Source organism: Pleionea sediminis (assembly GCF_007570825.1).
Taxonomy (GTDB): Bacteria; Pseudomonadota; Gammaproteobacteria; order Enterobacterales; family Kangiellaceae; genus Pleionea; species Pleionea sediminis.
In genome coordinates, this window is sequence record NZ_SUNB01000001.1 from 237,475 (window position 1) to 249,381 (window position 11,907).

Genomic DNA, 11,907 nt, shown 5'->3' on the forward strand with positions numbered 1-11,907 from the left:
AAGCCAAATATTGTACAAAAAAGGTTTTATCTCACAAACAATCGGTGATAGTCTAACTTATAGAAGTAATTGCTTCGACAAATAATATATAAGAATAAAAACAAATCGGAATATATGTTAAACGTGGTTATCCAGATTGCCACACAATATTTTGCAGTGTCGGCCACTGACATAAGTTCAGTGCAACAAAAGCCCGATTAGGATATCGGTGACAATTGGACACCACTTCTTTGTGGAGAGAAGTGGCATTAAAAGTTTGCTGAGACACCAGAAATGTTGGCGACAAAGAGAAAGCTGTTAAAGCTTTTAGAACAACTCGACCCTGAGTTCGATGTTAAATCGAAAGATATTGATCCGGCTGAAATTTACCACTTAATAAAAGAAGTCTCCGCCGACTATTTTAAGCTGGTTGATGAACGGTCAGAATTTACTCACTCCGATTCAATTAAGCAATCTGAAGCCCTTGTTTATGAAACCAAAGGCTCTCATTACGATCCTCTTACGGGCTTGCCCAACCGAAATTTTTTCCACTATTACGTTGAACAAGCTATCAAACGAACTTCTCGACGAAATAAAAGTTTTGCACTCGTATTTATTGATATTGATCACTTTAAATCGATTAACGACTCTCATGGACACAAAACAGGTGACCAGATTTTAAAACAGGTTGCCAAAAGAATTGATTTAGCGACGCGAGATAGTGATTTGTTTTGCCGTTTATCCGGTGATGAGTTTTGCCTCTTAGTTGAGGAACTTGAACAGACCAATGCCATACTCGGGATTGTTGATTCCATTCGTGGTGTGCTAAACCGTCCCTTTCAATGTGAAGAACTATCTCTTTTAATCACTTGCAGTATCGGTGTTAGCATTTATCCAGATGATGGTAAATCATTTCAAGACTTACTCCACTTTGCTGACATGGCGATGTACGAAGCGAAAAGAAGCGGACGTAATTCAGTCAGTGTTTTTACGCCAGAAATTGCTGAAAAAGTACAGTTGCTCAATACTCAACAAAAGCATTTAAATCACATGTTGCATTTGCGAAAACTAGAAAAGCGCATTCAGCCGGAACTAGAACTGAAATCCGGTAAAATTTGTGCTCTTCGACAAATTGCCTACATTAACTTCCCAGGTCTTGAAACCGAAGCATCTTTACTGGAAGCCGCCGAAGCAGGACGTAAAGTATCTATGTTAAATATGGAACTTATTCGGTCGGCAGTCGAGCAATATAGTATTTGGTCAAAACATTTCACCGTCGTGCCTCAAATAGTCGTTCCTCTTTATCGTGATTTATTATGTTCATCGCGTTGTTCGCTAGCCGTTGAAGATTTGACGAAGCGATATAATATTCCTCCGAACTGTATCGAGTTTGAGATTAATGAGTCGGATTTTAATTATGAGCAGGAAAAGGGCTACAAAACGTTAGATCAACTTGCATCAATGGGATGCATAATTAGTTTAATTAACGTTGGTATTGGGCCTCTTTCTTTACACTTACTCTCTTCCGGAAAAATTGCCAAAATAAAAGTTGATGCAACCTTGATCCATGAACTGGAAGACAGTGAACAATCTCGACTCTTGATGGAGGCGATTGTTGAAATCTGTCAAAAGTTTGGTATTCGAGTTGTCGGCCTGGACGTTACTTCAACCGAGCAATTAAAAGTACTCGAACAACTTGAATGTAATGGTATTCGAGGTGAAGTTTTAAGCACACCTGTTTCATCCAGTGACTTTGATAATGTACTTAGAAATTACAATAGACAGCTGAAATCATCAGAAAAGAAAATTATCAAATCTTCAGTGATAAACCTGAAAAGTTTATCAACTAAGTAACAATCTTATACTACTTTGATTTGCCGTATCCCCAACGATCCATCAATTGATGCTCAATCATCAAGTGGTCTAACACACGAGCAACCATAAAGTTGATGAGATCTTGAATCGACTCTGGTTTTTGATAAAAACCTGGCGCAAGAGGCATTATTGTAACGCCAATTTCTGACAATCGAGTCATATTTTGTAAATGAATCGTTGAAAAAGGCGTTTCTCGGGGCATCAATATGAGTTGCCCACGTTCTTTGATAACCACATCAGCAGCTCGCTCTAATAAATTATCGCTGGCGCCAACAGCAATCGAAGAAAGCGTTCCGGTACTACAAGGACAAACAATCATTTGTTTGGGCGCAGCTGAGCCAGATGCAACGGGTGACATCCAGTTTTGTGTTCCGAGTACAGTAACTTTACCATCACCTTTCGTTTCTCGTTTTAATACTTCAGCGGCTTTCGTCACGTTTTCACTTAAAGCGAGACCCAATTCAGTTGCAAAAACGACTCGCGCGGCATCGGACAAGATAACGAAAACTTCGTCATAGTTTTGTCGGAGTTGATTAAGCAAGGCCATCCCATATGCTGCACCTGATGCCCCGGTAAATCCTAACGTAATATTCTTTGACTTCATAAATTAAATATCTCTTTCGACGTCACTCTTTTGTATTACTTTCTAAACGCTCCAAAAGCTTCGTATGAATTCCACCGAATGCGCCATTACTCATTAATAGCACATGAGTTCCAGGTGTTGCTAATTCTACTATTCGATCAATCGTTTCATCGACAGATTTACACACGGTAACCGCGCCATCCTGATCCCACTCTATATTCTCAGGATCATGTATAACTTTGTCATTCGCCAACGTCAATGCAGGAATCAAGCTGTGTTTATGGTGACCCATTCTCATTGTATTCGAGCGAATATCAACAACAGCAATTATCGGAGCATCTCCTACTGATGCACGGAGTCCATTTAACGTTAGCTCAATAGCCGTTGGATGATGAGCAAAATCATCATAAACAGCAATGTTATTAATTGCCCCTTTAAGCTCCATACGACGCTTCACACTTTTAAAGTCACTGAGTGCATCGATGGCATCTTTTATTTGCACCCCAGCATGATGCGCAGCAGCTATAGCTGCCAATCCATTGTTCACATTGTGCGTTCCTATAAGATCCCATTCGACGCAACCAAAATTTTCGTTTTGATACGCAACTTCAAACTTGGATCCATCAGAGTGAATTAGTTTATATTGCCAATCGGCTCCCTCACCGAAAGATTGTTGTGGTGTCCAACAACCTCTTTGCAAAACTCTATCGAGCGCTTCGGCTCCTTGTGGGTGAATTATGACGCCGTTACGCGGCACTGTTCGAATAAGGTGATGAAACTGAGTTTCAATCGCTTTTAAATCATCAAAAATATCCGCATGATCGAATTCTAAATTATTTAACACCGTTGTTCGTGAATGGTAGTGAACAAACTTAGAACGTTTATCAAAAAACGCCGTGTCATATTCATCGGCTTCAACAACAAAAAAAATGGAATCTGTTATTCGAGCTGACACACCAAAATTTTCTGGAACACCACCAATTAAAAACCCAGGATTCAGTCCATTTGCCTCCAAAATCCAAGCTATCATGCTCGATGTTGTCGTCTTACCATGCGTACCAGCAACCGCAATAACCCATTTATCATGCAAAATATTTTCAGCCAGCCACTGTGGTCCAGAACGGTAATTCATTCCCTTATCGAGCATCAATTCGACTTCTGGATTACCGCGAGACATAGCATTACCGACGACGACACAATCGAGATCATTCGCCAAATTTTGTTCCGAATACCCTTCCATTAGCTGAATGCCGGCCTGTTCCAACTGAGTACTCATCGGTGGATAACAGTTTTTGTCAGAGCCTGTTACTTCAAATCCTTTCGCTTTCGCTAGTTGCGCAATACCACCCATAAAAGTTCCGCAAATAGCCGATATGTGAATTTTGATCACTTAACTCATCTCCAATAAATGTGCTAATGCAGTAACGCCTGCAATATTTAATACTTGAAGCACTAACATGGTAACAACAGCTTGTAACCAACTGAACTCCAGCGATAACTTATAAATAAAAGTTCCCACCACTAAGCGCCAGGTATGCACAAATAAAAACAAAACATGTAAAAAAATACTTTCTTTCGTTGCATCAACAACCATTAAAGCGATTAGTAAAGGCAACGAGATTAACAAGTCGGTTCCAAATAAAGCGGTTAAACTTTGAACCAGTCGTTCCGTGCGTTGAAAAATAATAAAAGGCAACACTCGTACAAAGATCAGCAAAAAGATCAAACTGGCCCAATGCACAAATGGAGCTTCAGGAATTGACTGTTCCTTTGCTAACCACTGACCAATAAACACTAAACCCAGAACTGCAACCAACATTCCACGCGAATAAGCCAGATTTTCTGGCGATCGATTCAGTTGTACGATGGACCACAAAGTTTTTAACTCGTTCAATAGCACAGAAGTTAATCACCAAAATTTGAGAGTTATCGCTAATGCTCTATAATAGCCGACATTTATGACCACATGCCAATTTACCACCGAGGGACACAATGGCTCGAACTAAAAAGTACAATGCATTTTATGCACAATCAGGCGGTGTTACTGCCGTTATTAACGCCTCTGCTTGTGGAGTGATCGAGGCTGCCCGCGAAAACAAAGACAAAATTGGAAAAGTTTATGCCGGCAGAAATGGAATTATTGGAGCATTGACAGAAGATTTGATAGATACCAGCAAAGAGTCCAAAAAAGATATTGCGGCACTGAAGTACACACCGTCTGGTGCATTTGGTTCTTGCCGCTACAAGTTAAAAAGTCTAGAGCAAAATCGTGCAGAATATGAACGATTGATTGAAGTCTTTAAAGCGCATGACATTCGTTATTTCTTTTACAACGGTGGTGGAGATTCTGCTGATACCTGTCTTAAAGTCTCGCAACTCTCTGAGCAACTCGGCTACCCAATTCAGGCAATCCATATACCTAAAACTGTCGATAACGACCTGCCTTTCACTGACAACTGCCCAGGCTTTGGCTCAGTTGCAAAATACATCGCTGTTTCAATTCGCGAAGCTGGCTTTGATGTCGCCTCAATGTCAAAAACATCAACCAAAGTTTTTGTCATGGAAGTTATGGGTCGACATGCAGGCTGGATTGCAGCAGCTGGCGGTCTCGCGGCGGAAAAAGAAGGCGATAGCCCACACATTATCTTATTTCCAGAAATTCCTTTTAATCAGGACAAGTTTCTAAAAAAAGTTGATCGTTGCGTCAAAAAGTTTGGCTATTGCGCCATTGTTGTTTCAGAGGGCGCGCAACATAAAGACGGCTCATTCCTGGCAGAATCAGGAACAACCGATGCCTTTGGCCACAAGCAACTCGGCGGAGTCGCACCATTTGTCGCACAATTGGTAAAAGATGAACTGGGTTACAAATACCATTGGGCCGTTGCAGACTATTTGCAAAGAGCAGCCCGTCATATTGCTTCTAAAACGGATGTTGAACAAGCTTATGCTGTTGGACATGCCGCTGTTGACTATGCTCTCAAAGGTAAAAATTCCGTCATGGTGACCATCGACCGAAAACCAACTAAACGCTACAGCTGGAAGCTCGGTGAAGCCCCTCTAGAAAAAATTGCGAATGTTGAAAAGATGATGCCTCGAAACTTTATCACTCGCGATGGCTTTCATATAACCGATGCTTGTCGGGAATATTTATCGCCTCTCATTCAAGGGGAATCTTACCCTGAATATAAAAACGGCCTTCCGCAATACGTCACTTTGAAAAATGAAGCCGTCGAGAAAAAACTCAAAAAGAAATTTAAAGTTTAGACTCTATGTAGCCGCCGTTTCACTGAATCTAGATAAAACGGCGGCGTCAAATTTTTGCCACTCGAGTAACTAAATAAACAGGCGCTTAGATAGGCCAACTAACTTACTGTATTTTATATATTTTATTGGATAGGCACGCTTTCTGCTTGTTAATCGGCAATACGAATAAAGTGATCTCAATGATGATCGTAAGGAGTCAAAGATGGATCGCAGCAAATCTCCAAATGCCGACCCTGCCATTAACAACTTAGAATTGGCTTCACCAGCAAAAGAAACCGCTGATGGATTATTATTAAGTCGCAAAGAGCTCTACGGATTGTTTTTTACTTTACTCAGTTTACCGATAGTTAGCTTTTCTGCAGGTATCTATCTTCAACGCAGTCACTCGGACCTTGCCATTCAAACGGCAGAGACAGCTACTACCAATTTTCAATCAAAAACAACTCAACCTTTATCTAGAAACGAAGAGTCTATTTTAGACACTCAACCTCTACACAGACAAAATCGGGCTGAAGCAATAGCGTCGGCCAAAAAGGAGAATGATGAAACCACGACTAAGTCTCCACAAAATCAATCTTTAATGCGCTTTGATGAAGGTGAAATTGCAATACATCAACATCAGAAGAAGCAAGAGACGTTTGCATCCAATTCGCCCGAATCTCCGAAATCAGTGGCCGCAAACATAACCACTTATTCATCAAGTCCCCGTGAGTCAGAGCCGAAACAATTAAAAACAGCTACGATATACAGCTCAAAACCGGTACGAGAACAGTACATTGTTCAAGTTGCTCTGTTTAATAACCAATCGAACGCATTAAAATGGAGACAACAACAAAACCAGGACTTCCAATACTGGATTCTTCCTCGAGCATTTCCAGACGGCACTATCCGCTACTCAGTGATACTTGGATTATTTTCCGAAAAAGAAAATGCAGAATCTACCAAAGTCGCTTATCGAGTAAACACAGGGCAACGAGCCTACATCACCAAGCTTGACACTCAGCATTTAGAAGTCACTCTAGCCAATTTATGATTTTTAAATTGTTAACGACTTTGAAAAAATATCTCATATAGAATTGATTCTACGAGATATCCGAACATAAGACATTATGAGGTTCACTTTTTTCTAAATCAAAAGAGCAACAGGACTTTTATCAGTTGATTCCTAACCTTACTCGAGTAAGATCCTTTTTCTACAGAAGTGGAATATTCAAACTTAAGAGGATTTTATGGGTTTCTCGAAAATTACCAATGCGGCAAACACCATCGCAAAAGATATGGCGTCTACCCTCTTAAGAAATCATCAATACAGTGGTTTGCCTATTGAAGATCTAATCGATCAAGCCTGTCGATTAGATCAAACTCGCCAATATTTTTTAAATCACGGCATTGACTTAACCGATGATAGCATTCAACTTCAAGCCTTATCTGAATTTCAAAAAGCCCTTTCAGAAGAAATAATACGTGCGGAAAACTGAAAGATTTTCTATTCGATATCTTTAAAAAGTTTTTAGGCAGCGAAGCGCTGTAATTACTCGCACTTATCATGCGGTAATAAGATATCGTTATACTCAAGCTTTAATTGGTTTTGAACTTTCTTCGGCAAACTCTTAAAGACTAATGAATAAGAGTTATCGATCATGCGTTTAACCTCTTGCTTTGGAACAGTCCCATCTAGAATAACGGTATTCCAATGCTTCTTATTCATATGATAGCCAGGAATGACTCCTGCAAATAAATCTCGAAGCATTAAGGCTTCCAGTGGCTCACATTTTAAATTAATTCGATAAACACCTTCGTGCTTACCAACTGCCGCAAACATTTTATCTCTCACCTTATAAACCGCAACATCAGGTCCAAAAGGAAAGTCTTCATATGCATCAGGCTTAGAGAGAGTATACTGCACAACGTCCTCTTTGTTCATAGTTCTAAAGATGCTCCTCTCAATATTTTACACACAGTCATTGTTACTCGTTTAATCAAACATTAAGCTTACTTCAATAGAATGACTTGTTTTAAAGTTCGATATCATCAAGAGACACTTCATCGCCGAGTTCCAACTTTTTGATCGCGTTGACTATCGATTCATTCACAGGCGTCGCAATATTTAACTCTCTACCAAGTCTAACAACAGCACCATTAATAAAGTCAACTTCGGTTTTCCTTCTATTTTTAATATCTTCCCACATTGACGAACGCGCAGTGGGATCAATCGCTAACATTGAACGAGCAAGTAGACGAAATAAGGCATTAGGCAAACGTAATATCTTCGGTAACCAACTGGGTGGCACCTTTGTAAACTGCTTCAAAGATACCTGACGTTTTTTACTTACTAAAAGCCATTCAGACATGGCAGTCGCCAGTATCTGACGACAAACTGGATTTTCTAATTCTTCTTTGATTGGACAATCAGAAATAGCATTGAGTGCATTATTTAAGTTCAACAGGAGCTTTCCATAAATTACAGACTCCATATCAGTACTTAACTCACACTCAAATTGATTGACCAGTAACTTTGACTGAATAAACTTCGTTGCAGGACATTCAGCAAAAATAAAGTGTCCCTCTGTAGCTTGATGAAATTTTGCTTTATCCTGTTGAAGTACGTTGAATGGCGTAATTCCCTGATAAATATTATTTGTCACAAGTTGTTCTCGTATTTGCGAGAGGCTTCCTATCCCATTTTGCATAAAAATCAATGTCGATTTTTTATTACTTATGCAATTAAGTGATTCAACAATCAAAGGTAAGGTATGACATTTAACGGTTATAAATACACAGTCATATTGCTCTTTTAAATCATCTGTCAAAAACTCATCAGGCATCACTTGATCACTTCTACCCAAGTAATCGGTTATCGTAATTCCTGAATTCTCAATAATTGAGTGCTTAATCGCTTCTCGACCAATCAAAGTGACTGGAATCCCTGATAACTTGAGAACTCCTCCCAAATAACAACCGATAGCTCCAGCACCGAGAATCGCTACTTTCATTGATCAACCAAATTGAAAACAAAGTCAAAGAACAATATCACCGAAAATCCACATCAGGCAATCATTCATCACGATCATGGTAGATGTGGACGAGATAAATATTCATGCGATTGCATTTCTTGCAAACGTGACAAAGTTCGCTTGAACTCAAATGCCAACCCCGTTCCTACATAAATTTTTTCCATAGGAATTTCTGCAGCGATAATTAGCTTAACATTACGCTCATAAAATTCATCGACTAATCCAATAAATCTTCGCATAGCGTCATTTTTATCATTGTTCATCTGATACAAATTGTCGACTAAAACACTATGATAGCATCTGGATAACTCAATATAATCGGCATGACTTCGCGGCGTATTGCAAATAGCATCAAACTCAAACCAAACGACCCCCTCTCCCAGGCGAACCGTATCAATCGTTCGCCCCTCAACTTCAATTGGCGTCCCATCGGGTTCTATTTCAGTTGCTAAATGTTGGAAGCTGAAATGTAGATTTTCCTGCGCCTGTTCATCGAGTGGATAATGATAAATTTCCGCTTGTTCCAATGTTCTCAATCGATAGTCAATGCCACCATCTACATTTATTACCTGGGTATACTTTTGAACGAGTTCAATTGCCGGTAAAAATCGCTCTCGTTGCAAACCATTCCAATACAGTTTTTCTGGCGGAATATTCGATGTCGCAACTAAAGCGACTCCTCTGCGAAATAAAGCCTGGAATAATCCACCAAGAATCATGGCATCGGTAATATCACTAACAAAAAATTCATCAAAGCAAATGATGATCAAGTCCTTTGATAATTCATCTGCAATTTTTTCCAATGGATTCTTTTCACCTTTAAAGTGTTTAAGCTGATGGTGAACCTCGTGCATAAAGCGATGAAAATGCAGTCGCTTCTTCTTTTCAAAAGGTAAGCAATCGAAAAAAGTGTCAACTAAATAAGTTTTCCCACGTCCTACTCCTCCCCAAAAGTAGAGACCCATTTCAGGTTCATTATTCCCGAAAAAACTTAACAAGCGAGAAATAAGGGATTGTTCTTTTTCTACGCGATTCACTAATCGATGATATAGCTCCTCAAGCAATTTCACCGCTCGCTCCTGCGCGGGGTCATGAGAAAAATCATCTCGTTGTAAATCTTGCTGATACTTTACTAACGGTGTCATGGAGGTAGTATTCATAATTAACTTATCCACCGACCAATGGTAAATCACTGACCCGATGTTTTAATTGTTCCTCGAGTACATCTCTTAACTCTACTAGACGACTGTGAAAAAAATGACCAGCTCCTTCAAGTACAATCCACTCGGGTTTCGGATGAAGTGACTCGATCCATTCGTCCGTTTTTTCAAAACTAACCACCTCGTCAGCATCTCCCATCACAGCCAACCAATCACAAAATGGATGCTCCATATCGTCAAAAACACCTCGTTCAACGGGAGGTGCAATACTGATCAGTTGCTCAACTTCATACTCATGAGCAACCGCAGCAGAAATCCAGGAGCCAAACGAAAAGCCAGAAAGCCAAAGTCCATAGTCGGGAAATTCTTTTTTTACCCAGGCAATAACAGCTCGCAAGTCATCCTGTTCGCCAATGCCTTCGGCAAAACTTCCTTCACTTTTTCCAATACCTCGAAAGTTAAAACGCACAGCAATCAACCCCAAAGCCACTTGAGCGCGCGCTAATGTATAAGTGACTTTATTCGTCATCGAGCCACCATGCAATGGATGTGGATGGCAACATACGGCAACACCTTTACGCGCAACTTGAGTTTCTGGAAACTCAATAATAGCTTCAAGCTGGCCTACAGGGCCTTGAATAAAAAACTTTTCAGTATGGGACGGTCGCATGTCGTATCAACTCTCGACGATTATTCATTTTTGCACTAAAGCCCGCTATTTTCTCACTTTTCAGGAAATCGAACAAATACTTGAATCGTAGGGTATCAACTTTGATAATAGACCTTTTGGGTAATCAACGAGTTGAGAACAACTCTAATGTTTCCAAATAGCAATTCAAAGAGAATGATTGAATGACAGCACGCACGCTCCTCAAAATGGGACATCCACTTCTACTTCAACAAGCGGAAGCCGTTGTAGAGTTTAATTCACCTGAGCTTGACGATCTGATTTTAGACATGTACGACACGATGAGAGAAAATAACGGCGCCGGCTTGGCTGCCCCTCAAATTGGAGTATCGAAACAGGTCGTCATTTTTAGTGTTGATGGCAACCCAAGGTATCCCGACGTCGAGCCCGTCCCGGATACGGTTTTGATCAATCCAAAAATCGAAATTCTTGACGAGTCTACCGAGAGTGACTGGGAAGGATGCTTATCTATTCCGGGAATGCGTGGTCTTGTTGCTCGCCCTAAAAAAATACAATACAGTGGCTTTAATCAAAAAGGAGAATCTTTTTCGGTCGAAGCCGAGGGATTTCATGCTAGAGTCGTCCAGCATGAAGTTGATCATTTGTTAGGAATCTTATATCCATACAGAATAAAGGATTTGCGATATTTTGGGTTTGAAGATGAACTTTTCAGGTCAGATCAGTCGTAATTTCAATAAAATCCAACTATCATTAAACTAGCACGTTTATTTCACGGGGAGATATCATGGAGTGGATTGCAGGCTTATTAATACTCGCCGCTACTGCGGCTATCGCTTACACTTTTGGTAAAAATCAGGCGCCAGCTCAGCAGAAAATTGATGAACTGGAAAATGTTATTATCGAAAAAGACACCGAACTACAACAATACCGTCAAAGAGTGAGTTATCACTTTGAAAAAACAGCTCAGTTGTTCGGCAAAGTGACCGAAAATTATCAAGAGCTCTATCAACACATGGCTCAAAGCTCTGAACATTTGATTGGTGCTCAGCCTTTCAAAAATGCGATGGAGCATAAACCAACGACACCTGAAATCGAAAATGAATTTCGCGGCGAAGATACCTTTAGCAGTGAGCAATATTATCATGCGCACGACTATCGAAATCAGGAGAAAAAATCATCAGAGTCTGAGAATGAAGAGCCAACGGCCAAAGCCGAAATACCACAAGAAGAATTGGCTGAAAATGCAGATAATGTGATTCAACTTGGAAAACAAGGTGAACAAACCGGTGAACGGCCTCTCGATTACGCGGTAAAAGAAAAAGGCGTTATTAACCATAATAGCCTTAACATGGATAACGTTAAAACCTGATCTCATTCTGTTTT

Annotated in this window: 13 protein-coding genes; 6 read left to right on the forward strand and 7 right to left on the reverse strand. The window is 40.2% G+C overall.

Annotated elements, in window-relative coordinates; translation table 11 throughout:
* The first annotated feature begins 273 nt into the window (after nt 1–273).
* On the forward strand, nt 274–1,833 hold the full coding sequence (locus FAX86_RS00860) for a putative bifunctional diguanylate cyclase/phosphodiesterase (protein WP_144391447.1): 1,560 nt from the start codon (nt 274–276) through the stop codon (nt 1,831–1,833).
* A 10-nt stretch (nt 1,834–1,843) separates the two neighbouring features.
* Here the strand turns inward: FAX86_RS00860 and FAX86_RS00865 are convergent, their stop codons facing one another.
* Genes FAX86_RS00865 through FAX86_RS00875 form a run of 3 tightly spaced genes read right to left on the reverse strand, consistent with a single transcriptional unit; the run spans nt 1,844 to nt 4,337 of the window.
* Nucleotides 1,844–2,458 carry a flavin prenyltransferase UbiX gene (locus tag FAX86_RS00865; RefSeq protein WP_144391448.1) on the reverse strand — a complete coding sequence of 205 codons (615 nt, stop codon included), beginning with the start codon at nt 2,456–2,458 and terminating at the stop codon, nt 1,844–1,846.
* A 22-nt stretch (nt 2,459–2,480) separates the two neighbouring features.
* Entirely contained in the window at nt 2,481–3,827 is a 1,347-nt protein-coding gene (gene mpl, locus FAX86_RS00870) for a UDP-N-acetylmuramate:L-alanyl-gamma-D-glutamyl-meso-diaminopimelate ligase (protein WP_425467764.1), read from the reverse strand.
* Nucleotides 3,828–4,337, reverse strand: a complete 510-nt coding sequence (locus FAX86_RS00875; RefSeq protein WP_205859077.1) for a hypothetical protein — start codon at nt 4,335–4,337, stop codon at nt 3,828–3,830.
* Between the two features lie 92 nt (nt 4,338–4,429).
* On the opposite strand from FAX86_RS00875, the gene FAX86_RS00880 reads away from it, so the two are divergent.
* The 3 genes from FAX86_RS00880 (at nt 4,430) to FAX86_RS00890 (ending at nt 7,179) form a co-directional block, all read left to right on the forward strand.
* The gene (locus FAX86_RS00880; protein ID WP_144391450.1) at nt 4,430–5,701 is read left to right on the forward strand and encodes a 6-phosphofructokinase; all 1,272 of its coding nucleotides are present in this window, start codon (nt 4,430–4,432) and stop codon (nt 5,699–5,701) included.
* Between the two features lie 202 nt (nt 5,702–5,903).
* On the forward strand, nt 5,904–6,734 hold the full coding sequence (locus FAX86_RS00885; protein ID WP_144391451.1) for an SPOR domain-containing protein: 831 nt from the start codon (nt 5,904–5,906) through the stop codon (nt 6,732–6,734).
* Nucleotides 6,735–6,930: 196 nt separating this feature from the next.
* Nucleotides 6,931–7,179 carry a hypothetical protein gene (locus FAX86_RS00890; protein ID WP_144391452.1) on the forward strand — a complete coding sequence of 83 codons (249 nt, stop codon included), beginning with the start codon at nt 6,931–6,933 and terminating at the stop codon, nt 7,177–7,179.
* 53 nt (nt 7,180–7,232) lie between these two features.
* On the opposite strand, the gene FAX86_RS00895 is transcribed toward FAX86_RS00890, so the two are convergent.
* The 4 genes from FAX86_RS00895 to FAX86_RS00910 form a co-directional block, all read right to left on the reverse strand.
* Complete coding sequence (locus FAX86_RS00895) at nt 7,233–7,625, reverse strand: MmcQ/YjbR family DNA-binding protein (protein WP_144391453.1); 393 nt, start codon at nt 7,623–7,625, stop codon at nt 7,233–7,235.
* 91 nt (nt 7,626–7,716) lie between these two features.
* Nucleotides 7,717–8,694, reverse strand: a complete 978-nt coding sequence (locus tag FAX86_RS00900) for a 2-dehydropantoate 2-reductase (protein WP_144391454.1) — start codon at nt 8,692–8,694, stop codon at nt 7,717–7,719.
* A 74-nt stretch (nt 8,695–8,768) separates the two neighbouring features.
* Complete coding sequence (gene zapE, locus FAX86_RS00905) at nt 8,769–9,875, reverse strand: cell division protein ZapE (protein WP_246128469.1); 1,107 nt, start codon at nt 9,873–9,875, stop codon at nt 8,769–8,771.
* A 7-nt stretch (nt 9,876–9,882) separates the two neighbouring features.
* Nucleotides 9,883–10,545, reverse strand: coding sequence for an alpha/beta hydrolase (locus FAX86_RS00910; protein WP_144391455.1), 663 nt, complete (start codon nt 10,543–10,545; stop codon nt 9,883–9,885).
* Nucleotides 10,546–10,727: 182 nt separating this feature from the next.
* Between FAX86_RS00910 and def the strand changes: the two genes are divergently transcribed.
* Nucleotides 10,728–11,252: a peptide deformylase gene (gene def / locus FAX86_RS00915; RefSeq protein WP_144391456.1), complete on the forward strand. Its 525-nt coding sequence runs from the start codon at nt 10,728–10,730 to the stop codon at nt 11,250–11,252.
* 56 nt (nt 11,253–11,308) lie between these two features.
* Nucleotides 11,309–11,893 carry a ZapG family protein gene (locus FAX86_RS00920; protein ID WP_144391457.1) on the forward strand — a complete coding sequence of 195 codons (585 nt, stop codon included), beginning with the start codon at nt 11,309–11,311 and terminating at the stop codon, nt 11,891–11,893.
* The last annotated feature ends 14 nt before the right edge of the window (nt 11,894–11,907 follow it).

What these genes read in the sequence shown, in the direction of transcription:
- FAX86_RS00865 (WP_144391448.1), bottom strand. Translation starts at nt 2,458, where the DNA reads ATGAAGTCAAAGAATATTACGTTAGGATTTACCGGGGCATCAGGTGCA.
- FAX86_RS00910 (WP_144391455.1), bottom strand. Translation starts at nt 10,545, where the DNA reads ATGCGACCGTCCCATACTGAAAAGTTTTTTATTCAAGGCCCTGTAGGC.
- zapE (WP_246128469.1), bottom strand. Translation starts at nt 9,875, where the DNA reads ATGAATACTACCTCCATGACACCGTTAGTAAAGTATCAGCAAGATTTA.
- FAX86_RS00890 (WP_144391452.1), top strand. Translation starts at nt 6,931, where the DNA reads ATGGGTTTCTCGAAAATTACCAATGCGGCAAACACCATCGCAAAAGAT.
- FAX86_RS00920 (WP_144391457.1), top strand. Translation starts at nt 11,309, where the DNA reads ATGGAGTGGATTGCAGGCTTATTAATACTCGCCGCTACTGCGGCTATC.
- FAX86_RS00900 (WP_144391454.1), bottom strand. Translation starts at nt 8,694, where the DNA reads ATGAAAGTAGCGATTCTCGGTGCTGGAGCTATCGGTTGTTATTTGGGA.
- FAX86_RS00880 (WP_144391450.1), top strand. Translation starts at nt 4,430, where the DNA reads ATGGCTCGAACTAAAAAGTACAATGCATTTTATGCACAATCAGGCGGT.
- FAX86_RS00885 (WP_144391451.1), top strand. Translation starts at nt 5,904, where the DNA reads ATGGATCGCAGCAAATCTCCAAATGCCGACCCTGCCATTAACAACTTA.
- FAX86_RS00895 (WP_144391453.1), bottom strand. Translation starts at nt 7,625, where the DNA reads ATGAACAAAGAGGACGTTGTGCAGTATACTCTCTCTAAGCCTGATGCA.
- FAX86_RS00860 (WP_144391447.1), top strand. Translation starts at nt 274, where the DNA reads ATGTTGGCGACAAAGAGAAAGCTGTTAAAGCTTTTAGAACAACTCGAC.
- def (WP_144391456.1), top strand. Translation starts at nt 10,728, where the DNA reads ATGACAGCACGCACGCTCCTCAAAATGGGACATCCACTTCTACTTCAA.